Source organism: Niallia sp. CD-39 (genome assembly GCF_059874745.1).
Genome location: NZ_JCBCPS010000001.1, coordinates 338,503 through 360,059, shown reverse-complemented (window position 1 = coordinate 360,059; position 21,557 = coordinate 338,503). Strand labels below are relative to the sequence as shown.

General features: G+C 35.4%; 28 protein-coding genes, 1 pseudogene and 1 riboswitch. Of the genes and pseudogenes, 22 read left to right on the top strand and 7 right to left on the bottom strand.

Going from position 1 to position 21,557, the window contains the following annotated elements; translation table 11 throughout:
- Positions 1 to 33: 33 nt before the first annotated feature.
- The 3 genes from AC6F34_RS01860 (at position 34) to AC6F34_RS01850 (ending at position 3,108) form a co-directional block, all read left to right on the top strand.
- A complete protein-coding gene (locus AC6F34_RS01860; protein ID WP_500768395.1) occupies positions 34 to 276 on the top strand; it encodes a hypothetical protein in 243 nt (80 codons plus the stop codon).
- 482 nt (positions 277 to 758) lie between these two features.
- Positions 759 to 920, top strand: coding sequence for a hypothetical protein (locus tag AC6F34_RS01855; RefSeq protein WP_500768393.1), 162 nt, complete (start codon positions 759 to 761; stop codon positions 918 to 920).
- 334 nt (positions 921 to 1,254) lie between these two features.
- A complete protein-coding gene (locus AC6F34_RS01850; protein ID WP_500768391.1) occupies positions 1,255 to 3,108 on the top strand; it encodes an LTA synthase family protein in 1,854 nt (617 codons plus the stop codon).
- Between the two features lie 74 nt (positions 3,109 to 3,182).
- Here the strand turns inward: AC6F34_RS01850 and AC6F34_RS01845 are convergent, their stop codons facing one another.
- Positions 3,183 to 3,716: a shikimate kinase gene (locus AC6F34_RS01845; protein WP_500768389.1), complete on the bottom strand. Its 534-nt coding sequence runs from the start codon at positions 3,714 to 3,716 to the stop codon at positions 3,183 to 3,185.
- 96 nt (positions 3,717 to 3,812) lie between these two features.
- Between AC6F34_RS01845 and AC6F34_RS01840 the strand changes: the two genes are divergently transcribed.
- The 7 genes from AC6F34_RS01840 to AC6F34_RS01810 all read left to right on the top strand — a co-directional run bounded on the left by AC6F34_RS01840 (position 3,813) and on the right by AC6F34_RS01810 (position 9,587).
- Complete coding sequence (locus AC6F34_RS01840; RefSeq protein ID WP_500768387.1) at positions 3,813 to 4,712, top strand: CBASS cGAMP-activated phospholipase; 900 nt, start codon at positions 3,813 to 3,815, stop codon at positions 4,710 to 4,712.
- Between the two features lie 72 nt (positions 4,713 to 4,784).
- Positions 4,785 to 4,890, top strand: a riboswitch (TPP riboswitch).
- A gap of 109 nt (positions 4,891 to 4,999) precedes the next feature.
- Positions 5,000 to 5,521: an energy coupling factor transporter S component ThiW gene (gene thiW, locus AC6F34_RS01835; RefSeq protein WP_500768385.1), complete on the top strand. Its 522-nt coding sequence runs from the start codon at positions 5,000 to 5,002 to the stop codon at positions 5,519 to 5,521.
- Positions 5,490 to 6,296, top strand: a complete 807-nt coding sequence (gene thiD / locus AC6F34_RS01830; RefSeq protein ID WP_500768383.1) for a bifunctional hydroxymethylpyrimidine kinase/phosphomethylpyrimidine kinase — start codon at positions 5,490 to 5,492, stop codon at positions 6,294 to 6,296. Before thiW ends, thiD begins: the two co-directional genes overlap by 32 nt.
- Positions 6,297 to 7,106: a hydroxyethylthiazole kinase gene (gene thiM, locus AC6F34_RS01825; RefSeq protein ID WP_500768381.1), complete on the top strand. Its 810-nt coding sequence runs from the start codon at positions 6,297 to 6,299 to the stop codon at positions 7,104 to 7,106. It begins immediately after the preceding gene.
- A 1-nt stretch (position 7,107) separates the two neighbouring features.
- Entirely contained in the window at positions 7,108 to 7,722 is a 615-nt protein-coding gene (thiE, locus tag AC6F34_RS01820) for a thiamine phosphate synthase (protein ID WP_500768379.1), read from the top strand.
- Positions 7,723 to 7,791: 69 nt separating this feature from the next.
- On the top strand, positions 7,792 to 8,919 hold the full coding sequence (locus AC6F34_RS01815; protein ID WP_500768377.1) for an NAD(P)/FAD-dependent oxidoreductase: 1,128 nt from the start codon (positions 7,792 to 7,794) through the stop codon (positions 8,917 to 8,919).
- A complete protein-coding gene (locus AC6F34_RS01810; RefSeq protein WP_500768375.1) occupies positions 8,916 to 9,587 on the top strand; it encodes an oxidoreductase in 672 nt (223 codons plus the stop codon). Before AC6F34_RS01815 ends, AC6F34_RS01810 begins: the two co-directional genes overlap by 4 nt.
- 36 nt (positions 9,588 to 9,623) lie before the next feature.
- Here the strand turns inward: AC6F34_RS01810 and AC6F34_RS01805 are convergent, their stop codons facing one another.
- Positions 9,624 to 9,797, bottom strand: a complete 174-nt coding sequence (locus tag AC6F34_RS01805; protein ID WP_500768373.1) for an SE1832 family protein — start codon at positions 9,795 to 9,797, stop codon at positions 9,624 to 9,626.
- Between the two features lie 218 nt (positions 9,798 to 10,015).
- Between AC6F34_RS01805 and AC6F34_RS01800 the strand changes: the two genes are divergently transcribed.
- From AC6F34_RS01800 to AC6F34_RS01780, 5 genes are all read left to right on the top strand, one after another.
- Positions 10,016 to 10,705, top strand: a complete 690-nt coding sequence (locus AC6F34_RS01800) for a DUF3231 family protein (protein WP_500768371.1) — start codon at positions 10,016 to 10,018, stop codon at positions 10,703 to 10,705.
- 330 nt (positions 10,706 to 11,035) lie between these two features.
- The gene (locus tag AC6F34_RS01795; RefSeq protein ID WP_500768369.1) at positions 11,036 to 11,878 is read left to right on the top strand and encodes a 2OG-Fe(II) oxygenase; all 843 of its coding nucleotides are present in this window, start codon (positions 11,036 to 11,038) and stop codon (positions 11,876 to 11,878) included.
- Between the two features lie 84 nt (positions 11,879 to 11,962).
- Positions 11,963 to 12,235 carry a DUF1450 domain-containing protein gene (locus AC6F34_RS01790; protein WP_500768367.1) on the top strand — a complete coding sequence of 91 codons (273 nt, stop codon included), beginning with the start codon at positions 11,963 to 11,965 and terminating at the stop codon, positions 12,233 to 12,235.
- Between the two features lie 97 nt (positions 12,236 to 12,332).
- The gene (locus AC6F34_RS01785; protein WP_500768365.1) at positions 12,333 to 12,821 is read left to right on the top strand and encodes a flavin reductase family protein; all 489 of its coding nucleotides are present in this window, start codon (positions 12,333 to 12,335) and stop codon (positions 12,819 to 12,821) included.
- A 98-nt stretch (positions 12,822 to 12,919) separates the two neighbouring features.
- Positions 12,920 to 13,531, top strand: coding sequence for a superoxide dismutase (locus AC6F34_RS01780; RefSeq protein WP_500768363.1), 612 nt, complete (start codon positions 12,920 to 12,922; stop codon positions 13,529 to 13,531).
- 100 nt (positions 13,532 to 13,631) lie between these two features.
- On the opposite strand, the gene AC6F34_RS01775 is transcribed toward AC6F34_RS01780, so the two are convergent.
- Positions 13,632 to 14,264, bottom strand: coding sequence for a helix-turn-helix transcriptional regulator (locus AC6F34_RS01775; protein ID WP_500768361.1), 633 nt, complete (start codon positions 14,262 to 14,264; stop codon positions 13,632 to 13,634).
- A gap of 222 nt (positions 14,265 to 14,486) precedes the next feature.
- Here AC6F34_RS01775 and AC6F34_RS01770 point away from each other — a divergent pair, with 222 nt between their 5' ends.
- From AC6F34_RS01770 to AC6F34_RS01760, 3 genes and pseudogenes are all read left to right on the top strand, one after another.
- Positions 14,487 to 14,783, top strand: a complete 297-nt coding sequence (locus AC6F34_RS01770; protein WP_500768359.1) for a HesB/YadR/YfhF family protein — start codon at positions 14,487 to 14,489, stop codon at positions 14,781 to 14,783.
- Positions 14,784 to 14,914: 131 nt separating this feature from the next.
- The gene (locus AC6F34_RS01765; protein ID WP_500768357.1) at positions 14,915 to 15,562 is read left to right on the top strand and encodes an FMN-dependent NADH-azoreductase; all 648 of its coding nucleotides are present in this window, start codon (positions 14,915 to 14,917) and stop codon (positions 15,560 to 15,562) included.
- Positions 15,563 to 15,851: 289 nt separating this feature from the next.
- Positions 15,852 to 16,332: pseudogene (locus AC6F34_RS01760) on the top strand (GNAT family N-acetyltransferase).
- Positions 16,333 to 16,539: 207 nt separating this feature from the next.
- Here the strand turns inward: AC6F34_RS01760 and AC6F34_RS01755 are convergent.
- Both AC6F34_RS01755 and AC6F34_RS01750 read right to left on the bottom strand, forming a co-directional pair.
- A complete protein-coding gene (locus AC6F34_RS01755; RefSeq protein ID WP_500768355.1) occupies positions 16,540 to 16,947 on the bottom strand; it encodes a PH domain-containing protein in 408 nt (135 codons plus the stop codon).
- A 23-nt stretch (positions 16,948 to 16,970) separates the two neighbouring features.
- Positions 16,971 to 17,447 carry a DinB family protein gene (locus AC6F34_RS01750; RefSeq protein WP_500768352.1) on the bottom strand — a complete coding sequence of 159 codons (477 nt, stop codon included), beginning with the start codon at positions 17,445 to 17,447 and terminating at the stop codon, positions 16,971 to 16,973.
- Positions 17,448 to 17,680: 233 nt separating this feature from the next.
- Here AC6F34_RS01750 and AC6F34_RS01745 point away from each other — a divergent pair, with 233 nt between their 5' ends.
- The 4 genes from AC6F34_RS01745 to AC6F34_RS01730 are packed head-to-tail and all read left to right on the top strand — an operon-like array spanning position 17,681 to position 20,614.
- Complete coding sequence (locus AC6F34_RS01745) at positions 17,681 to 18,028, top strand: PadR family transcriptional regulator (RefSeq protein ID WP_500768350.1); 348 nt, start codon at positions 17,681 to 17,683, stop codon at positions 18,026 to 18,028.
- Positions 18,009 to 18,644 carry a DUF1700 domain-containing protein gene (locus tag AC6F34_RS01740; RefSeq protein ID WP_500768348.1) on the top strand — a complete coding sequence of 212 codons (636 nt, stop codon included), beginning with the start codon at positions 18,009 to 18,011 and terminating at the stop codon, positions 18,642 to 18,644. The genes AC6F34_RS01745 and AC6F34_RS01740 overlap by 20 nt, the downstream gene beginning before the upstream one ends.
- A gap of 56 nt (positions 18,645 to 18,700) precedes the next feature.
- A complete protein-coding gene (locus AC6F34_RS01735; RefSeq protein ID WP_500768346.1) occupies positions 18,701 to 20,149 on the top strand; it encodes a DUF4153 domain-containing protein in 1,449 nt (482 codons plus the stop codon).
- A 9-nt stretch (positions 20,150 to 20,158) separates the two neighbouring features.
- Positions 20,159 to 20,614, top strand: a complete 456-nt coding sequence (locus AC6F34_RS01730; protein WP_500768344.1) for a DUF5412 family protein — start codon at positions 20,159 to 20,161, stop codon at positions 20,612 to 20,614.
- A 20-nt stretch (positions 20,615 to 20,634) separates the two neighbouring features.
- Here the strand turns inward: AC6F34_RS01730 and AC6F34_RS01725 are convergent, their stop codons facing one another.
- Both AC6F34_RS01725 and AC6F34_RS01720 read right to left on the bottom strand, forming a co-directional pair.
- Positions 20,635 to 21,312, bottom strand: coding sequence for a YetF domain-containing protein (locus AC6F34_RS01725; protein WP_500768342.1), 678 nt, complete (start codon positions 21,310 to 21,312; stop codon positions 20,635 to 20,637).
- 69 nt (positions 21,313 to 21,381) lie between these two features.
- Complete coding sequence (locus AC6F34_RS01720; protein WP_500768340.1) at positions 21,382 to 21,546, bottom strand: hypothetical protein; 165 nt, start codon at positions 21,544 to 21,546, stop codon at positions 21,382 to 21,384.
- Between the last annotated feature and the right edge of the window lie 11 nt (positions 21,547 to 21,557).

The window sequence follows — 21,557 nt, the reverse complement described above, 5'->3', positions numbered from 1 at the left end:
AAAACGATATTGACGGATTGGAAGGTTTACATAATGAATAACAATCCTATACATAGTAATGAAATTGCTGTTGGCTTATTAAAAAGGCTGGAAAGCAGAACCATTTTAAAATTATTGGTGGTGAAATTGAGGAAGGAGAAACAGCATGGGAGGTATGCCATTAGGGAAATGAGGGAGGAGATAGGGGTGAATAATATCGAATTAGATAAATCAAAAAAATTTGATCAATTTTACAATCCCTTCGAAAACTACATCTACATCGCGCCAGTTTTGTAGTATTTATAAATGAATAAAAACGGTCATTTTAAAACATAATCATTGTGACGATGCTTAGTTTCTTTCGAGAATGCTAGTAAAAGAGTGTTCTTACCCGGAAACGTTCGCATATTAGCAACAATAGAAAAAATATTGTAAACACCAGTCCAGGATTGAGTATTAATGAATGTTAATTGGAGCGGGAATAGCATTCGCAGTTTCACTAGCAGGAGCATCTACAATGGCAAGATGAATCATCGTAATAAAAGAAAGAAGAAAAGGTGAGATATCAAAACTGGAGGTGTTGAAGCTTCATTTTGTTGGAGTGAATTCAATTTACTTCTACATAAAAACGTTACAGGGATCGATTTAACCGATGAAGGGTGCATGTTCGATTTGTTGAATCATGCATCTTTTTTCCAATTCTTGTAAATAGTCAATTTATATAGTAAAATTTAACAAATTCCAATTGCAAAGCTTACACTTGATTGGAGGGAATTGTATTGGAAGAAATCATCATCTTTGCATTCATATTTGTAATTTTACTAATAATTAGTAGCATGTTAAATCTAATCTTAAATACAATGACCAAAAAAGATTGGCTGATCACAATTTCCATAAGTACGATCTTCACCATTATTATATATGCAATGGTTCGTATTTAATCTTAAATAAATGCGTACTTCTTGCTCATTTTAAATCATTGTAGCAATGAATAAAAATGGGTAAGAAGTCTAAAGAATAGATCTTATTATCTTGTATTATGGTTTTTCTTAAAAATAGCCCTTAGGGTATTTAAATTAATGGTCTTATTATAATTAAAACATTGTTAAAATATGGTTTGGTTTTCTCGCGGTCGGGGAATTGAATAACAGCAAAGTTTTTTCCTTTTCTGTTTTCGTTTCGTTGAAGTAAAATAGGAATTGCTGAAACTTTTAGTCGCTTTCATTCGTTTACTTATATGAATATATGAACATACATAAAGAAAAGAGTTTGCTTATGAAAAAAATTCGATCCCTATCACCAAATTTAATAGTTGTTATGACTGTTTGCTTACTTGCAACAAAAACAAGTTCAGCTCTATTATTAGGGTTTAATTTTCAATTTCATCGCTGGTCAGAAGTTGTGATTTTACTAATCACTACCTTTGCCTCAATTTTAATCGTTACATCTTTTGGTTTTTACAAAGGAGTCCTTCGGAAGAAAACATTACTCTTCGTATCTTTAGGTACATCCATCGTATTATATGCTAATTTACTGTATTACCGTTTTTATTCAGATTTTATTACTGTCCCGATTCTTTTTCAATTTAAGAATGTTGGGGGTCTTGGGCCAAGTACATTTGAATTGCTTCGCTTGGCGGATATTCTCTTATTTTTAGACGTCATCATCCTTATAATTGTCTTGCACACTTACACTAAAACTAAACAGCATACATTAGAAGTTACTATAAAAAAGTATTATGTAAAAACAACAGCTACTATAGCAATTGCTTCACTTATATTGGCTGTTTGGCAAACTCCTTATTTATTTTCTTTGCCATATGATCGGACGCAAATCGTTAAGTCACTCGGTCCATATAATTACCATATTTACGATGGTGTTTATGCAGTTACGACTCCTTTTAAGAAGATTTTTGCTTCCGAGATTGATACAGAGGCTGCTGTTAGTTTTGTTTCGAATGATGGGTATGAACCATCCGAATTGCATGGTATGGCAGAAGGAAAGAATCTAATCTTGGTTAGTATGGAATCAACGCAGAATTTTGTCATTAATAAGGAGTTAAATAATAAAGAAGTGACTCCATTTCTTAATGAGTTAGTCGAAAAAAGCTTTTACTTTTCTTCAATTTATGAGCAAACTGCACAAGGGAAAACATCCGATTCTGAATTTATCATTGATAATGCATTGTATCCGTTACCAACAGGTTCAGCGTTTGTACGTAAGCCGAATAATGAATACCATACATTGCCAAAAATTTTAAAGAACGAGGCAAATTATTATAACGCAGTGTTTCATGGCAATGTTGCTCATTTTTGGAATCGGAATAATGTATATGAAAACTTCGGGTACGATCAATATTTCTCAGAAGAGTATTATGAAGTGACAGATGAAAACTCCATTAATTATGGAATTAAAGATCTACCTTTTTTTGAGCAAACTGTCGAACTTTTGAAAGATTTGCCGCAACCATTTTATAGTCGAATCATCACATTGACCAATCATTTTCCATTTTTATTAGAAGACGATGATCAATACATTGCTGAGGCTGATACGAGTGAACAACTAGTCAATCGTTATTTTACAACGGTTCGTTATCAAGATGAAGCCCTTAGAACATTTTTTACAGATATGAAAAACGCAGGTTTATATGATGAGTCTATTTTTGTTTTGTATGGTGACCATTATGGGGTATCAGAGGAATATGAGAGTGGACTCTTTGAATTATTGGATATGGATGCAAATGCAGTGAACCATGTGGAATTGCAGCAAGTTCCAGTAATTGTGCATATACCAGGAGTTGAAGGAGAAGAAATCGATACAATCGGAGGCACTATTGATATTCGACCAACGATCTTGAATTTAATGGGGATCGAACCACAAGCTCAGCCATCCTTTGGCCATGATTTATTTAGTCGCAGCAATGAGCAACCTGTCATTTTTCGCGACGGAAGCTTTGTTGCTGATGATTTGGTCTATTACAACAACGCCTGTTATGAAAAATCAACAGGAGAGCAAATAGGTCAAACTGAATGTGAGCCATACTTTGATTTGGTTCATGAAGAACTAAGTCATTCAGACAACATTATTAATGGTGATTTGCTTCGTTTTATGGATGTAGATGCCGAATAACAAGCGACACCTAATTGAGAAAGTAGACAAAGTTGATTGCCAACCTTGTCTACTTTTTTAGGGAGTTGATACGATCAATCTGACGTATATGTTGTATGACGCAATTGAAGGATAATTTCCGAAACGATTTCATTTGTAGATTTTTCTTCAACTTTAACTTTTATATGATGGTAATCATATATTTTCTGTCTTTCTAAAAACAAAGCATGAATTTCCTCTTCTGATTTATGTTGTAAAACTGGGCGTGTATCAATAAGATCTTTTATTCGCTTTTTCCAGTCATCCCATTCTATCGATAAAAAGACGACGATCGTCTCGTCCATGCAAAGTGAGCGAGTTTCTTCGTTAAGAAATGCCCCTCCCCCTAAAGATAAAACAGCATTTTCGCTTTTAATCAATGCCTCAATTGTTTCTTTTTCTTTGTTTCTAAAAAAAGCTTCCCCATAGTTATTGAAGATCTCTACGGTTGATTGGTTCATCACTTTTTCAATCGATGCATCTACATCGATTTGGGGAAGGTTCAACGCCTCTGCTAGAAGATGTCCGATAGTCGTTTTTCCACACCCCATAAATCCGTTTAATGTAATTGGTCGTAGTGATTGATTCATTTGATCGGTCGTCTCCTCATGTTCACTTCTATTTAAGGGCATTATAGTATAAACGGAATGATGTGGAAAGAGAATTTATGAATCGAGTGTTGGAGTATGAAGGTTTTATGTATTGATGGTGGTGGCATTAGAGGTGTTTTTCCGGCAAGGATCTTAGCAAAGTTGGAGGAAGATTTAGCAAAGCCATTAGGTGATGTGTTTCAATTAATTGCTGGGACAAGTACTGGAGCAATTATTGCAGGAGCATTGACAAATGGAAAACGAATGGAGTCTCTTGTTGACCTCTATTTACATAAAGGTGAAAAAATCTTTAAACGAAAAGCTAATTTCGGTTTGTTTAAGACGATCTATAGTAATCATTTTTTAGCGAAAGAATTAAAGAAAATGTTTAATAATACGTATTTACATGATGCCAAGCCAGAATTGATTATTCCGACGGTTAAGCTTGAAAGCGGCACTCCGTATGTGTATCGTTCTCGAAAGAAGGAAAATGAACCGGTCTTGCTGTCAGAAGCCATTCTATCCTCCTGTTCAGCGCCTGTTTATTTTCCCCCCAATCATGTGAAGGATGAAGGGTTGATGATTGACGGTGGATTATGGGCAAATAACCCTTCTCTTATAGCATTGAATGATACACATTCGTATTGGAACAAACGAATGGAAGAGGTGAAAATTCTTTCAATTGGTACAGGGTTACAAAAAATTGACTTTCCTGAAGCGATGTTTGGAAACTGGGGAGTCAAGAAATGGTTGCCGTTTTCTATTCCTAACTTGACCTTTAAACCAAAATTATTGGATTTAGCATTGCATCTATCTTCAGAGGCGATTACCTATCATTGCAAGCAATTTATTGGAGACAATTATTTTCGGGTAAATATTAAGCTCCCGTATGAAATGAGCTTTGATGATATTAGCAATTGTTCCTATCTAGTAGAAATGGCTGATCAGTACTATGAACAGAACAGAGAAAGGTTGTTTCATTTTATTAAAAATTAGTTCTATTTTGAATTTGTTGATTCAATGTTTTTTCGTTGAAAATGTATTCAAACATGTTATGATGAATTCAAGTGAATACACTAGGGGTGTCACATTTGATGTGACTGAGATAGCATTGGCTGAACCCTTTGAACCTGAACTAGTTCATACTAGCGGAGGGAAGTGATACAGTATGTTTTCGAAAGATAAACACATATCCCTGCCGCTCATATTTTTTGAGCGGCTCTTTTATTTAGATTGTGTATTCACCAGTGTTTAGAAGAAAAAAGAATAAAGAGGTGAATAGGATGTCTAAAACAAAAAAACTAACAATGACAGCAATTCTTGCAGCAATTACTACAGTGTCTAGTAGTGTCATCTTCATTCCAGTCGGTTTTGCGAAGATCTTTCCAATACAACACTTTGTGAATGTACTTTCTGCGGTATTACTTGGACCAGTCTATGCTGTTATTCAAGCATTTCTATCGTCATTGATGAGGAACATGATGGGGACAGGTAGTGTCTTTGCATTTCCGGGGAGTATGGTAGGAGCATTACTTGCTGCTTACTTTTATTCAAGGTTTAGAAAACTAGCATATGCAGCTGTTGGTGAAGTGATCGGTACTGGGATTATAGGGGCATTATTAGCTTATCCGCTTGCGGCAATTTTGTTAGGTCAAGATGCTACATTGTTTGGATTTATGCCTGCATTTATAATCAGCTCCTTCGCAGGTGCGTTACTAGGGTATTTATTGTTAAAAGTAATGAAAAGAAATCATGTGATCGGAGGTATCATCAATGAAAACAGCATTAACAATCGCAGGATCTGATTCAGGAGGAGGGGCAGGCATCCAAGCAGATTTAAAATCATTCTCTGCAAACGGTGTGTTTGGAATGTCAGTAATAACAGCAATCACAGCTCAAAATACGGTCGAAGTAAGATCGGTTCAAAATGTTGATACAAACATCATTATTGATCAAATGGAAGCAGTGTTTGATGATCTGCCAGTCGACGCAGTAAAAATCGGAATGTTAGCATCGGCAAAAACAATAGAAGTTGTTGCAAACACATTGGCAAAGTACAAGCCAAAATATATCGTCCTTGATCCTGTAATGATATCAAAAGGAGGGCATCATCTATTACCGGAAGATTCAGTTACTCATTTGATAGAAAAGATGCTGCCATTATGCACGGTGATTACGCCAAATGTACCTGAAGCAGAAGTGATTACAGGATTGAAAATTGAAGATGAAGAAGATATGAAAAAAGCGTGTAAAATCATTCACGGTAAGGGTGCAAATGTCGTATTACTCAAGGGTGGTCATATGAAAGGCGAACCGAATGATCTCTTATTTGATGGAAAAGAGTTTTCATGGTTCAAAGGAAAAAGAATTGATACAAAGAACACTCATGGAACTGGATGTACACTTTCATCGGCAATAGCAGCGAACTTAGCAAAAGAAATGAGTTTTCAGGATGCAGTTCAAAATGCGAAGAACTATATAGAAGCTGCGATTACGCATAGCTTGGATTTAGGGAAAGGTCACGGTCCGACACATCATTTCTATCAATGGGATCAGAACATCCAAGCGGAGGTGGAATGAATGGTTGATTTAGAAACAATAGAACAATTATTTAAAAAGGTACATGAAAAGAAGCCGTTAGTTCATCATCTAACAAACTATGTCACAATGAACGATTGTGCAAATATTACCCTTGCAATTGGTGCATCTCCTGTCATGGCGATGAGTATTGAAGAAGTAGAGGAGATGGTATCCTTATCATCGTCTCTTGTGTTGAACATGGGAACAATCTCCACTGAAACATTTGAATCTATGATACAAGCTGGTAAACAAGCGAATAAATTAGGGATACCAATTGTGTTCGATCCTGTTGGTGTAGGTGCAACGACATTCCGCACAAACTTAGCAAAGGATTTACTAAATCAAATTGATGTGGCCATTATACGAGGGAATGGATCGGAGATATCGTCATTAATTGATCTCGAAGCAAAGACAAGAGGCGTTGATGCAGGTGAATTAAGCGATTCAGTAGAATTCATTGCACGAAGAGCATCAACTACATTTTCAGCAGTCGTGGTTGTAAGTGGAAAACAAGACATCATAGCAAGCGGCAATCACCTCATTTACATTGATAATGGTCATGAGTGGATGACTAAAGTGTCGGGCACTGGTTGTATGGCGACTTCATTAATAGGAGCATTTGCTGGTGTGTCGACGAATACATTTGATGCAGCTTTATTAGGAATGTCTGCTATGAGTATTGCTGGAGAGCTTGCACATGAAAATACTCTTGCAGGAGAAGGAATTGGGTCATATAAAGTCAAAATAATTGACGAAGTATCCTTGTTAGATGGAGAGAATTGGAGATCGAAAGTGAGGTTGCTAGGATAAAATGAACTACTCTATTTATTTGGTAACAGAAGAATCTATTCCATTAGAAAGCCTTCTTCATACTGTCGAAGAAGCTGTTAAGGGAGGAGTCACACTCGTTCAGTTACGAGAAAAAAACAGTGATGGGAGGCTGTTTTATGAAAAAGCATTCGCATTGAAACAGCTACTTGATCGTTACAACATTCCGCTTGTCATCAATGACCGCATAGATATTGCCTTAGCTGTAAACGCTGCAGGTGTTCATGTTGGCCAAAGTGATCTTCCTGTTTCAAATGTACGTTCAATTGTACCAAAAGAGATGATTGTTGGTGTTTCCGTTTCTACAATGGAAGAAGCGAAAAAAGCCGAAAAGGACGGAGCAAATTATATCGGTGTTGGAGCAATTTTCCCAACAAGATCAAAAAGTGATGCAACTCTATTGCCTGCTGGAATGCTAACTAAAATTAGTACGGCTGTAACGATTCCGTCCGTTGCAATTGGAGGCATTCAGCTCGACAATGTCATGACCCTCACTGATAAGCATGTAGATGGTGTTGCAATCGTTTCTGGCATTATGTCTGCTGAAGACCCGCGGAAAGCAGCAGAAGCGTTTACACATCTTTGGTCTACGCAGTAAAATGGTCTTTCTTTGCATCTACATGTCTTCTCTAGTATGATGAATTCTAGTAATTGGAGGCGTGAAAAGATGAATAAAGTAATCGTGATTGGTGGTGGCATCGTTGGTGCTACAGCCGCATATCAATTAGCAAAAGAAGGAATCAACGTCGTTATTGTCGATCAAATGCATAACGGGCAGGCTACCGATGCGGCAGCAGGAATCATTTCACCTTGGCTGTCTCAAAGGAGAAATAAAGCTTGGTATCAATTAGTAAAGAATGGTGCAGCATTTTACACGACGTTAATCAATTCGCTCCATGAGGACGGAGAAACAGAAACTGGTTATAAAAAAATTGGTGCGATCCGATTATATGATGATGAGGATAAACAATCGAAAATGGAAGAGCTTGCTCATACAAAACGAATGGATGCACCTGAGATCGGTGATATTTCATCATGGACTCGTCAAGAAGTTCAGATGAATATTCCAATCGTTTCAGAACGATTTTCTGGTTTACATATTTCTGGTGGTGCAAGGGTGAATGGACGGAGTTTACGCACCTCGCTAATTAGAGCAGCGAAAAAGCATGGCGCTACTTATATTAAAGGAGAAGCTCATCTCATTTCCACGCATTCTAAAATAACAGGAGCAATCATTAATGGGCAGCCTTTTTATGCAGATCATGTCGTCATGGCAGCAGGAGCATGGGTAAATGATTTACTAAAGCCACATGGGATTGAAGTTGATGTACGACCTCAAAAAGCACAAATCGTCCACTTACATTTGGATGGATACAATACAGATGAGTGGCCAGTCATTATGCCACCGAATAATCAATACATTGTACCGTTTGAGCATGGAAAAGTGGTAATTGGTGCAACGCATGAAGATGATCAAGGGTTTGATCATCGTGTTACAGTCGGGGGAATTGATGAAGTGCTGCACAAAGCGCTTGAGATTGCTCCACAGCTTGCTGAAGCTGAAATAACAGAGGTACGTGTCGGTTTTCGCCCAATTAGTCCAAATGCGCTCCCCGTATTCGGACCATTTCCAGGCTTAGAAAACATAACATTTGCCAATAGCCTAGGTGCATCTGGGTTAACTGCAGGTCCATACGTTGGGGATCGATTAAGTCGACTCGTTCTAGGAAATGATGTTGAACTTAATGTGCAAGACTATCCTATTGAAAGCATTCTTAAGGAGGTTAAACGATGAGAACTGCGCTTATTATAGGTGCTACTGGTTTAGTTGGTAAATCGTTAACTGAAGAACTACTAAATAGTGAAGCTTACCAGAGGATTGTGTTAGTTGTTCGGTCTAAACAAGAGATTCTGCACGATAAAGTAATAGAAATTGTGGTGGATTTTGATCATTTGCATCAATGGAAGAGTGAATTGGTAGCGGATGATGTATTCTGCTGTTTAGGTACTACAATAAAAAAGGCGAAATCGCAGGAGGCAATGTATAAAATAGATGTGGATTACCCATTGGAGGTTGCAAAAATTACGAAAGACAATGGAGCTAATCATTTTATTGTCATCAGCTCTGTTGGAGCAAACCCCACCTCGAAAATCTTTTACTCTAGAATAAAAGGTCTATTAGAAGAAGGATTAAAGGCCATTCAGTTTAAAAGTTTATCGATCGTTCGCCCATCGCTTTTACTAGGAGATCGTAATGAAAACCGAACTGGGGAGCAATTTGCAACGAGAGCTTATCGTTTTATTCGTCCGGTTCTCGGGAAGAATCTTCGAGCAAAAATGGCGATAGAGGCAACGGACGTTGCAAAAGCCATGAAGGTCGCTGCTTTGAATCCGAAGGAACCAGTCAACGTCTATCATCCTAATGAACTCATGCAGTTAGTAGAACAAAATAAAAGCAAGTGACTTTAATTGTTGAAGTCACTTGCTTTTTTATAGAAATTAAGTGTTTTTTATTGAATGATAATGAGCAATTTCTTTTTCAATTTCCTGCATTTTCTGTTCTTGCTTTTCAACAGAACGCCCAAATGATTCTAAACGCTCCATATCGTCTTGTAGGCGCATATACTCCATTTTTAATTCTAAGATGGATTGTTCAATCTGCTTTGTGTCCATCTAATAACCTTCTTTCTGTGTTTTTATTTATCTTATCATAGTTGTCATGAATAGTTCATTTTTTAACGGCAAAGGATAAACATATGAATTAGAATGCGAAAGAGGGAAACTTCATAGAGAGTAAAGACCATATTAAATGAACATCTGTAGAGATTGCTGCTGTATGGACAACTTATATGAGCTGTATGGACAACTTATATGAATGATACGCTGTCCGAATGTATACTGTCCTTTATGCAAAAAATAGTAAAGACGAAGACATTAAAGAAGTGATTCAATTTGCGCACGATATGTCAGTTCAGCATATTAAGTTTTTAAAAGAATTATTTAAACAAGAAGATTATGAAGAACCAAATGGTTTTTCAAGTGAAAATGTTAATATAAATACGCCTTGGCTATTTACTGATCAATGTTGCATCAAATATATCCTGCAAATGGGCAAAGCTGGAATGCTCGCATTCAGTGGATTGTTGGCTAACGTTGCTCGAAGGGACTTGAGGGATTTTTATACAAAAGGATTACTCAGTGTTTCTGAATTATATAACAGAACTACAGAGCATTGTTTAGAGAAAGGGATTTTATCAAGACATCCTTTTATTATGACGCCAAAAAGTAATGATTATATTAGTGATAAATCATACTTAAGCGGACTTAATCCATTTTCACCTAAGCGCCAATTAAATTCTATAGAAATCACCCATTTATTTATAATTATATTGACCAATTCAATGGGAATGAAATTATGCCTCGCATTTGCACAAACTTCCCCGCATAAAGATGTACAGGAGTTCATGATAAGAGGAGCACATATTTCAAAAAAACATATTAGGGTTCTATCAAAATTTTTAATGGATGACTTCATCCACCCCCCTGAATTTAGTCATCAAGTTTCTTCACCTCAAAATTAAGTATAAATTAGATAAATTAGAGCGAAAGGCGATGACTCCTGCGGGAAAGCATGGCAGGTGAAACCCAGCAGTCGCGATAGCTAAAGCCATGCCCGCGGAAAGCATTCGCCTTAAGCGATAATCAGGATCTTTCCTTCAATTTTAAACAAAAAAGACCGTAGGCAAACTAAATTTAATAGATTGTATACAGTCTGAGATCCAATTACTTGGGTCTTTTTTTTAAAAAAAGAAATACGTCTATTTTTTGTTAAGAATGATTCAAATGTTTTGATAAAATAGACGAATGGATATAAAGTAGAAGAATAGGGAGTAGGCTAGGGGGGGATATCGATGAATAAATTAAATACAATATCACCAGAATTAAAAGAGTGGATTATACAAAGCCTTCAGAAAGGAATTAGTCCATTGTCGCTGACAACCGCTTTAGTTAAAAAAGGGTTTGATGCAAGATTTGCCTATGAAGAGATGTTTAAAATTGTTGGAAGTAATGTGAATCACCAGGAATTGCAAAGAGATCCATTTCGTTATGATGCAAGAACAGTTGATAAAAATCACCATACAATTTCTACATCGGATAAAAAGGTGAAAATCGTAATGAAGCTAGACAAACCAGAAATCATCGTTATGGATGAATTTTTAACTCATGAGGAGTGTAAGCAATTAATTGAAATGTCTACAAATAGACTGAAGCCTTCATATATTATCGATTCAAAAACAGGGGAAAAACGACCTTCACAAGGAAGAACAAGTCGTAATACCGCCTATTCAATAAATGAAAATGAATTAATCGCAAAAATTGAAAAAAGAATACAAGAAATTACTCACCATCCTATTTCTCACGGAGAAGGATTACAAGTTCTGCATTATCAGATTGGAGAAGAATATAAAGCTCACTTTGATTATTTTCCAGTAAACAAAGTGGATCAAAATAAAGGTGGACAACGAGTAGGGACGTTTCTAATGTATTTGAATGATGTGGAAGCAGGGGGAGAAACGGTCTTCCCTAAGATAGGTTTGTCCGTTGTTCCTAAAAAAGGCTCTGCAATCTATTTTCATTATACGAACGAAAGTGGACAAACAGATCGACTTTCTTTACATACTAGTGTTCCCGTCCTAAGTGGAGAGAAATGGGCAGCTACAAAATGGATTCGTCAACACAATATTTATGAATGATCTAGCCATTTATTTCGCTAAATAATGAAAAGTGATGTATGATGAAATCACTTTAAGATGAAACTAGCAAGAGGACTGTGGTAAATGCGTTTATTAAAGCAAATGTTTAGCAAAAAAAATAAAACACAAGTAGAATTTTGTGAGAAAAATTTAGATCGTTTCTTAGATGAAGGAGATTTTTCAGAGTATGAGAGGTTTTTTGCGTTAAAAGATGTGGTATACAAAGAATATGAATGCCAAAGTAAATGCAAAGAATGCAAGAAATCCCCTTATGCAATCATAAATGGTGAAATGGTCACCGCTGCAACATCTAAAGAGCTATTAGCGATCATGAAAAAATCACAAAATCCAACTTGATGATAGCAACTTTCATTGAATAATGCTATAGTATTACTATCTTTTTATATAAAATAGTATAAAAAGGATCAGACTAAATCAGTTAAAGGGTGATTTCATGAGCAAGGATGTTCAAAATTTTAAAGAAGTAATGGGAAACTATCCAACGGGAGTAACAGTTGTAACAACAAAAGCGGAAGATGGCACTCCATTAGGGTTAACGGTTAACTCATTTGCTTCTGTGTCATTAGATCCTATGTTAATTTTGTGGTCGATTGATAAAAAAGTAAGCTCACATGATGTATTTACGAACAGTGGGAAGTTTGCTGTTCACATTTTAGCAAGTGATCAAGCTGAACTATGTTCTTTATTTGCATCAAAAGGAATTGATCGCTTTGAAAACTGCGAATGGGAATCTTCTGAAAAAGATCTACCAGTTTTAGCTGAAACAGCAGCAGTATTAGAATGTGATACATTTAAGACAATTGATGCTGGAGACCATACGATTTTAATCGGAGAGGTTGCATCGATTTCGAATCAATCGAAAGAACCGCTTCTTTATCACAAGCGAAAATTCGATCGAATCCCAGACGAGTTTTATAAATAAGATATTTATATGTTTTTATACTAATCAGTTGAAAATGTATGAAATCTGTTTTAAAATAAAACATGTAAACAACTATTACATATTAGGAGGAATTTAAAATGGCTAAACATGAACTTCCTGCATTACCTTATGCTAACGACGCACTAGAACCACATATTGATGCACAAACGATGGAGATTCACCACGATCGCCACCACGCAACATATGTTAACAACTTAAATGCTGCACTTGAAGGACACGATGATCTTGCTTCAAAATCAATTGATGAATTGATTGCGAACTTAGATGCAGTTCCTGAAAGCATTCGTACTGCTGTTCGCAACAACGGTGGTGGACATGCTAACCATAGTCTTTTCTGGACTCTATTATCTGCAAACGGCGGTGGTGCACCAACTGGTGAAATCGCTGACGCAATTAATGAAGCTTTCGGAAGCTATGATGCATTTAAAGATGAATTTGCTAAAGCAGCAGCTGGCCGTTTCGGATCAGGTTGGGCTTGGTTAATTTCTGAAAATGGAAAAGTTTCTATTACAAGCACTCCGAACCAAGACAGCCCAGTAATGGAAGGTAAAACTCCAGTTCTAGGATTAGATGTTTGGGAGCATGCTTACTACTTAAAGTATCAAAACAAGCGTCCTGACTACGTTCAAGCATTCTTCAATGTAGTTAACTGGGATGAAGTAAACAAATTATACGCAGCTACTAAGTAAGTTGTTCAAACCAAGCAGCCATATGGCTGCTTGGTTTTTTCTCTATCTGACTGAATCACAATAAAAAGCAGCTATCTTTTTTGAGTGAAGATTAGCTGCTTTATTGGATCGGATTATGATGGAATTTGATTGAAAATTTGCAATGGTCATTTCCTTCAGTTTTACAGTTAACACGATTAATATTTTTAGTTCCGAGGACAGTTTTTAGCATGTTTGTTTCACATCGACATGCAGTTTTGTACTCTGATGCTACCGATAATATTGGGCAATTGTATTCTGTTAGTTCAAAGTTGTTTTCATCAATTTCAACTGCCTTTGCCATATAGCCCTTTTCATTTTGAATGGTTACTAATTCTTCGATTTTTTTTCGGTTATTTTCCGTATCCATACGCTTTCGATATTCTTTGGTTAACCGCTTCTCTCTTTTTAGAAACAACTCATGGACGGCATCTTCACCAAACATATCCTTCACGTCTTGAAGAAATTCTAAAGTAATTCCTTCATAATTTTTAGGAAACGTATCCTCACCATTTTTAGTTAAAAAATACATTTGAAGCGGTCGACCCATGCCTTGTTTAATCTCTCTAGAATCGATTAGCCCTTCATTCTCCAATGCATTCAAATGCTTTCTAACTGCCATATGCGTTATATTAAGATGGTTTGTCAGCTCGTTTACATTTAATGATACTTCTTTTTTTAATAGTTCAAGAATTTTTTCTTTCGTATTTGCCATATGAATACACCTCTCTTTCCATTGAAAAAGCAATGAGGTTGATAATTTACTTACTATTTAAAGGTTATTATACTATAGAGTATAATTAAATGAAAGGTTTACAATGAAATGGAAAAAAATAAATTGACAAATAAGTGAAGTGATAGCAGCTAAAGGACAAGGGTCAAGTAGTTTTGATAGAATAGAAGAAGATAGAAATCAACCACAGCGGAGGCGTTTTAAATGAAGATTACAGTCAGTGAGGAAGCGTTGAAATGGTTTAAGGACGAAGTAGGTGTTGTAAGTGGTGAAAAGATTAGATTTTATACGCAAATCTATGGAAATAGTCCTGTGCAGGAGGGTTTCTCTTTAGCATTTACAAAAGACAATGAACCGCTTAATATCGCAGTTTATGTAGAATATGACGGTATCCAATTTTTCGTAGAAGAAACAGATGTATGGTTCTTTAATGATCATAACCTAGAAGTAGAGTACAATAGCAAGCGCGATGAAGTGGAATACAAATATTCTAACAATTAACGCATATTATTTTTTTATACTTTTAAGTATAAAAGGTGGAATTATTTTTTAAATCTATTATAATAACTAATGTACCGATTTAAGAAGATCGGTGAACAATAATTTAATTTCAACTTGGAGGAGTTCTCAACATGAACGTTTTAGTCGTTAAAGCAAATAATAGACCATCTTCATTAGCTATTTCTAGCAAAATGTATGATTCATTTATGGAAACAATCACAGACAAAGAAGGCTTGAATATTACTACTTTTGATGTGTTCGAAGAAGATATGCCATACTTTGGTCAAGATGTATTCAGCGCATTAGGCAAAATGCAAAATGGAGAAGAATTAACAGCAGAAGAAAGTCGTGTAATCGCAGCTCGTCAAAAAGCGATGGATTTAGTAACAGCAGCAGATGTTGTTGTCTTCGCATTCCCTTTATGGAACTTAACAATTCCTGCTCGTCTGCAAACATTTATTGATTATGTGTACACTGCAGGCTTTGCTTTCAAGTATGATGAAAATGGCAACATGATACAGTTAATGACACATAAGAAAGCAATTTTCTTAAACGCACGTGGAGGCGTTTACTCAGCTCCAGAAATGCAAGGCATGGAAATGTCTGTGAACTACATGCGCAATGTATTTGGTGGCGTATTTGGAATGCAAATCATTGATGAAGTGATCATCGAAGGCCACAATGCATTGCCTGATCAAGCAGCTTCAATTATCAGTGAAGGGCTAGAAAAAGTAAAAGAAGCAGCAGAGAAATTAGCTAAACTGCTTCAACATGCCTAAAATGTAGTACAAGTCTCATAGAAACAATAGAATAAACAAAAAACGAGTATAAAATCATAATGGATTTATACTCGTTTTTTTTATATAAAGACTTAGCACTCGTCTAATAGGGATTAAATAATATAAAAAGCACATACTTTCTAAGTACAACAATAATTGTGTCATTCGATCGTTTAGGAAGTATCTACACTGTTAAAATTCGGTAAATTATGTTAATTTATTATGGAACACCTTTTGATTTAGGCCAGATTATTGGGCAAATGGAATGAAGAAGTGAGAGAGGATATTTATGACTATTAAGTTTGAGATTATGACACAGGAGCAAGCGGAGGAAATAGCACATAATTGGCACTATGATGGAGAATATTCTTTTTATGATATTGCAGCGGATGAAGATGATTTAGCGGAATTTTTAGACCCTGAAACTAGAGGAGATTCTATGTATACAGTTTCTAAGAATGATGAAGTCATAGGGTTTTTCGGTTTTAGCAATCTCACTGCAAATACATATGATATAAGTTTAGGAATGAGACCTGATTTGACTATAGGTGAAGGGTATGGAATTTCTAAATGCTGGGATAGGTTTCGTTAAAACGAGATTTAAACCAGATTTAATTACTTTATCAGTAGCAACTTTTAATAAAAGAGCGATAAAAGTATATAGAAAAATTGGATTTAAGAATGTCGATACTTTTATGCAGGATACAAATGGTAATACGTACGAATTTCTCAAAATGGCTTATGAATGTCAATATAAGGCTCACTACTAATAGTTAAAGTCCAATTACAGATAATCCTAATCAACAGTCTGAAGTTTTCTCTTATTATCAAAAAGTACTACGAAAAAAATGTAGACAAAGTCGGAAATCGACTTTGTCTACAATCTCAGCTCAGTGTAAAAATACTGAGTTTTTTGACTATGTGAGTTCAATTTTAGAATCTAATGTTATTGCTTAAAAATGAATGTTATGCGGTTTTTATGACTTTACATTTATTTTAGGATTGTACTTTAATAGTTGTTGTATAAATTTATCTGTATCATTTGGAGAAATTGAGACGACATCAAATTTATTATATTGTATTTCAATCTTTTCAAAGGAAAGGGCTAAAGAAGTAAAAGGATTATTAGTCATCCGAATTGACTCAATCTTAGCTATATCGATCCTTTTCCTATAAGGGCCAAAGGTAATTATAAGTTCATTAGGATCAATTGCATAAAGTGTACCAAACCAAATCCATGTAAGAATAATAATTAGTAGTGGAAGTATGATCATTCCAATATAATCTTGTCTAATCAAAGATTGATAAAGAATAGTTGAAAATCCCAAGATACAACCCCAAATAATCAGTCTTAACGGTAGCCCTTTTTTAGATGCAAAGACCATTATTATCACCTTTGTTTATAATGTTACTCGCTCAGTTCCTTTGTTGGTCCCATGATTGGAGGAACTTTTAAGCCTGCCTGTCTAAGGAGAACGGTCATTTGCCCACGATGATGGGTTTGGTGATCAATTAGTGTTCTTAAAACGACTCCAGCAGGAAGTAGCTTTCCGAAGTTATCGACTTTTTCTCTTAATTTATCATCAGTCAAATGTTGTTCGACCTGATATTTCAAGTCTTCTACGGTTTGTTCGTACGCTTGTACGATTTCATTTATGGTTGATGGAATATCTTCTGGTTTTCCAGCAGGTTCTACATTCAATCCAATTTGTTTTGCAAAAAATGCTGGAGCCAATGTCAAATGCCAACTAAGCCAAGCTAATGAATTATGATTTTCTGTAATAGCTTGTTTCATATGTTCGTCTTGAATGTTGGCAATTGTTTGTGCCGTACCTTTTGCAGAATACGACCAATCAATTAAAAAATCGCTTACTTTACGATACATCATGTCACTCCTGTCGATCATTATATGATATGAATGGAATAAGTACGTATATACGATTCTATTTACCTTTCTGTAAATCCTCTTTTCAATATAAAAAAGAAATATTCAGATTTATTCGTTATACGAAATAATTTTATAATAACTTTACCGCCGAAGCAAATAAAATCTCTTTACAAATGAGATGTATAATTATAGAATACCGATATACCTAAAAAATCTATGTAGGTGAGAAGATGTTTAATCGAGAATTAGTAAAGGGAAGTTCATCCTTGTTGTTGCTACAATTATTAAATGAACGAGATATGTATGGCTATGAACTTGTCAAAGAGCTCGAAAAACGAAGTGACAATGGTTTTTCAATTAAAGAAGGGACGCTCTATCCAGCGTTGCACAAGTTGGAAAAGCAATCATACATCGAGTATTATTGGAAAGAACAAGAAAAAGGCCCTGCTAGAAAATATTATCGTATAACTGCTGAAGGAAAGAGTATTTTAACGGAAAAAACAAAAGAGTGGAATGAATTTGTCCAGATCATGAATAAAATGATTGGAAGAAAAAACCATGGAACAATTAAAGAATGAGTTTTTAACTGACCTTTATGAAAGGCTAGCTGGAATAAAGGATAAAGAAAAAATTGTCGAGGAATATGAGGATCATTTAGAGCAATGGTTTTCACATAACAGCATGATAGATATAGACGAAGCAAGGGTTTTTTTATACGAACAATTAGGTACACCTCAGGAAATTGCTGATAGCTGGAACGAAGAACTATCAGTCACACCGAGTCGAATGAAATGGTTGTTCATATGCTTAAATGTGCTGTTCTTCATTGGAGGTATTGGGTTAACGACTGCTCATAACTCATTAGAGTGGTATTGGATTCATGAATTATGGGCAAAATTGACGTCCATTCCAATCATGATTGCCATTGGGTATATGTTCTTTTGGGTTATTCTTGGTTATGAATTTGGAAAAGGATTTGGATCAAATGGAAAATCGGTTTTAAACAAAACCTTTCTCATTGCATTGATTCCGAATCTGATGCTAATGGGCTTAGTTGTTTTTAACATCATCCCGCATGAATGGTTTCAACCGCTGTTAACAGAATATTTTGTGCTCCTTTGCATTGGATTTACGATACTACTCTATCCAATTTGTCATCTGAGCTATAGGTGGGGAAGGAAGGCCTCTATATAGCTTTTTTTTGCAAACATACATAGAATTTCTATGTATTAAAACAGGAGGTTTTATTTATGAACGTGAAGAAGAAAGAATGGCTATTTTTATTATTATGTTTAATTATTGGTATCATTGCACAAGAGGCATTTATTACAGTGAATATTGGGATTTCATATTTTTGTTTTTTGTTTGCCTTTTACTTATTGGCTTATTGGAAGTTAAAAGAGAAGCGTGGACCACATCAACGACTTAGTTATTTGCTATTAATTACAATTTGGATCCTTGGCTCTCAATATTTTATTTATGATAATGAAATTTTGTATGGATTGAATTTGATACTCATCCCATTTCTCATTATCGTACAATTAACAGTGATGACTGCACCGAAGCAATTAAGAATTGATCATCCACTTTTCTTATTTGAAATGTTAAGTAAAGTGATCCATGCCTTTTCCTATAGCTTTCAATTTATCAAAAGTAAAACTGACGTCATTAAAAGTCGTGATCATAAGCAGCGTTGGTACATTTTAAGAAAAGTGATCATTGGAATGCTTATTTCGATTCCACTTTTAGGATTAATCATGATCTTACTTATTTCAGCAGACGAGCATTTTGCTAATTTGATTAATCAACTTCCTTTCTTATTTGAGTTTAGCCTTGAGTATCCTTTACGGGTGGCTTTGATTCTTTTTTATACATTTTTCTTTTTTGGTTTGTTGCAAGTTTTTTCGAAAAGGAAAGCAATTGATTTTGATACTGTTTTAAAAGAAAAATCATATACAGATTCAATTATGACGTTAACTGTCCTAGTTTCTGTTTCGATTGTTTATCTTCTATTTATAGGTGTTCAATTCAATTACTTTTTCAGTGATAGTCTGCAGAATGGGCTTACTTATGCTGAATATGCACGTCGAGGATTTTTCGAGTTGCTCTTTGTTTCTATCTTGAATTTATCGATTATCACGTTCTCAATTTATCGAATAAATTCAGAGCAAAAAAAAACCTATCGAATCATTCAAGGCGTTTTAACATTTATCGTTCTTGCAAGCGGCATTATGTTGGTTTCTGCGTTTATGAGACTTAACCTTTATCAAATTGCTTATGGTTCTACGCCACTACGATTGTTCGTCTTTACATTTATGATTTATCTTTTCGTCATTTTTAGCTTAGCACTATGTAAAATTTGGTTGAAAAAACTAGCGTTTGTTCATAGCCTTTTACTTGTGTCACTCGTTTACTATGGCAGCATTAATCTTATGCCTATTGATCAAATTGTCGTCAATCAAAACCTAGAAAGATATGAACAGACCGGTAAATTAGACGTTTACTATTTAACACACTTCTCTGGGGTTGGCACATTAGCGGCTATCGAGTTATATGATGAGGGCGTTGAACAGCAAGAGTTACGTGAAGCATTGCTTGCTGAGAAGAAATATTATCAATATCAGCAACAGGAATGGCAGGCGTATAATCTAGTTCGTAATAAAGTAAAAGTGGAATTAGAGAAGAGAGAGTTTAATTAGGAGGAGCAAATGAAGAAGGTTTATAAGGTACTATTCGTTAGCTTTTGTGTCATCCTGTTTTATTTATATTTACATGGTACCTTCTTTTCATTCAAACAAATAGATCGTGAGTATGTGGATATGGTAGTTGAATCACCTACAGGAGAATTTATTGCTACTGTATCTTATGAGTATTATGGCGGAGCAGCAGGTGGAGTAAATGCAATTGTAGAGGTTGCTAAAAAGCGAGCTGCAAATGAACGTAAGGGACTATACTACGCTGATGCACAACAACGGATTCAATTAACTTGGGTCAGCGATGACGTTCTTTATATTGAAAATGAATCCGAAAGTTCGCCTGGAACATCAAGAAGTCAAGTTTTGCATGTTGTGAATGATCTATACCATGACACCGGCAAAGCGTGTAACAGTCTATTGATTAAGAATTCTTATAAGAATTGTTATAAAATGAAAAAGAACCACTGAACTGAACTTCAGCTGGTTCTTTATTTCGTTTGTACGAATAATCCTTCTCCTTCTAACCACTCAGCAATAAAGACAGATTTATAGTCAGAGATGTTTTGTGTTGTTAATTGTGCATGTAGCCACTCTTCATTTAAGCCAAGCTCGGTTAATTCATCAAATAAAATCTCACCATCACGAATGAGCGTGTATGGGATATAAACAGGTTTACCAATCAACTTAAAGTCATCTAACGTTGTTTTCTTGTATTTTGGTTTTTTTATAATGCTTAAGGATCCATTTGGTTCTAAATAGCAATAAGCGACTTCACGCATTGAGAAAGTTTCGCTTTGACGAAGGAGACTTTGCAGCTGATTTAAGTCAAGGCGACTCTTCGCTAATTGTTTTCGATCAATCTTTCCATTATGAATCAGAGCGGCTGGCTTTCCTTGAAAAAAGCCTCTAAAGGTAAGTGATTTTCTTGCAAACAGTTCTACGGCAAAAAGTAAACTTGCCCACAAAACCATCGAGTATATAATATAGAATATGCCAACCTCATTTGTGTAGAGTGCGTTTCCTAGAAGCTCACTTAGCACAATAGATGCGATAAAGGTGAATGGTGAGATTTGATTAATAATTTTACGACCAACAAAGATTACAATGATAAATAACAAGAAAAAACCTGTAATGATTTCTAATGTTAAATGAGTTAAATTTAGCATGGAGATGAACTTCTTTCTATTATTATTATATTTTGGTTAGTTTCCCCATACTTCCTAATTTTTATTGAGCTAAATGACAGGAAAGTGGACGTGTTTTTCTGGGTATGCGAAATACGGTGGTCTAGCTCCAATTTTTGATACGATGAAATGGTGATTTATAAATGTTATACTTTCAGTTTCTGTTGAATGATTAGTCGTTAACAATTGAAACTCTGTTGAAAAATACAGTTTCATCACGCTGCCTC

Bases quoted from the DNA above. Each gene is read 5' to 3' on its own strand.
- thiW (WP_500768385.1), top strand. From the start codon at position 5,000: ATGTCTAAAACAAAAAAACTAACAATGACAGCAATTCTTGCAGCAATT.
- AC6F34_RS01750 (WP_500768352.1), bottom strand. From the start codon at position 17,447: ATGTATCGTAAAGTAAGCGATTTTTTAATTGATTGGTCGTATTCTGCA.
- AC6F34_RS01775 (WP_500768361.1), bottom strand. From the start codon at position 14,264: ATGGCAAATACGAAAGAAAAAATTCTTGAACTATTAAAAAAAGAAGTA.
- thiM (WP_500768381.1), top strand. From the start codon at position 6,297: ATGGTTGATTTAGAAACAATAGAACAATTATTTAAAAAGGTACATGAA.
- thiD (WP_500768383.1), top strand. From the start codon at position 5,490: ATGAAAACAGCATTAACAATCGCAGGATCTGATTCAGGAGGAGGGGCA.
- AC6F34_RS01850 (WP_500768391.1), top strand. From the start codon at position 1,255: ATGAAAAAAATTCGATCCCTATCACCAAATTTAATAGTTGTTATGACT.
- AC6F34_RS01765 (WP_500768357.1), top strand. From the start codon at position 14,915: ATGAACGTTTTAGTCGTTAAAGCAAATAATAGACCATCTTCATTAGCT.
- AC6F34_RS01745 (WP_500768350.1), top strand. From the start codon at position 17,681: ATGTTTAATCGAGAATTAGTAAAGGGAAGTTCATCCTTGTTGTTGCTA.
- AC6F34_RS01730 (WP_500768344.1), top strand. From the start codon at position 20,159: ATGAAGAAGGTTTATAAGGTACTATTCGTTAGCTTTTGTGTCATCCTG.
- AC6F34_RS01845 (WP_500768389.1), bottom strand. From the start codon at position 3,716: ATGAATCAATCACTACGACCAATTACATTAAACGGATTTATGGGGTGT.
- thiE (WP_500768379.1), top strand. From the start codon at position 7,108: ATGAACTACTCTATTTATTTGGTAACAGAAGAATCTATTCCATTAGAA.
- AC6F34_RS01735 (WP_500768346.1), top strand. From the start codon at position 18,701: ATGAACGTGAAGAAGAAAGAATGGCTATTTTTATTATTATGTTTAATT.
- AC6F34_RS01770 (WP_500768359.1), top strand. From the start codon at position 14,487: ATGAAGATTACAGTCAGTGAGGAAGCGTTGAAATGGTTTAAGGACGAA.
- AC6F34_RS01815 (WP_500768377.1), top strand. From the start codon at position 7,792: ATGAATAAAGTAATCGTGATTGGTGGTGGCATCGTTGGTGCTACAGCC.
- AC6F34_RS01785 (WP_500768365.1), top strand. From the start codon at position 12,333: ATGAGCAAGGATGTTCAAAATTTTAAAGAAGTAATGGGAAACTATCCA.
- AC6F34_RS01840 (WP_500768387.1), top strand. From the start codon at position 3,813: ATGAAGGTTTTATGTATTGATGGTGGTGGCATTAGAGGTGTTTTTCCG.
- AC6F34_RS01810 (WP_500768375.1), top strand. From the start codon at position 8,916: ATGAGAACTGCGCTTATTATAGGTGCTACTGGTTTAGTTGGTAAATCG.
- AC6F34_RS01720 (WP_500768340.1), bottom strand. From the start codon at position 21,546: ATGAAACTGTATTTTTCAACAGAGTTTCAATTGTTAACGACTAATCAT.
- AC6F34_RS01725 (WP_500768342.1), bottom strand. From the start codon at position 21,312: ATGCTAAATTTAACTCATTTAACATTAGAAATCATTACAGGTTTTTTC.
- AC6F34_RS01740 (WP_500768348.1), top strand. From the start codon at position 18,009: ATGGAACAATTAAAGAATGAGTTTTTAACTGACCTTTATGAAAGGCTA.
- AC6F34_RS01795 (WP_500768369.1), top strand. From the start codon at position 11,036: ATGAATAAATTAAATACAATATCACCAGAATTAAAAGAGTGGATTATA.
- AC6F34_RS01780 (WP_500768363.1), top strand. From the start codon at position 12,920: ATGGCTAAACATGAACTTCCTGCATTACCTTATGCTAACGACGCACTA.
- AC6F34_RS01790 (WP_500768367.1), top strand. From the start codon at position 11,963: ATGCGTTTATTAAAGCAAATGTTTAGCAAAAAAAATAAAACACAAGTA.
- AC6F34_RS01805 (WP_500768373.1), bottom strand. From the start codon at position 9,797: ATGGACACAAAGCAGATTGAACAATCCATCTTAGAATTAAAAATGGAG.
- AC6F34_RS01755 (WP_500768355.1), bottom strand. From the start codon at position 16,947: ATGGTCTTTGCATCTAAAAAAGGGCTACCGTTAAGACTGATTATTTGG.
- AC6F34_RS01800 (WP_500768371.1), top strand. From the start codon at position 10,016: ATGTATACTGTCCTTTATGCAAAAAATAGTAAAGACGAAGACATTAAA.
- AC6F34_RS01860 (WP_500768395.1), top strand. From the start codon at position 34: ATGAATAACAATCCTATACATAGTAATGAAATTGCTGTTGGCTTATTA.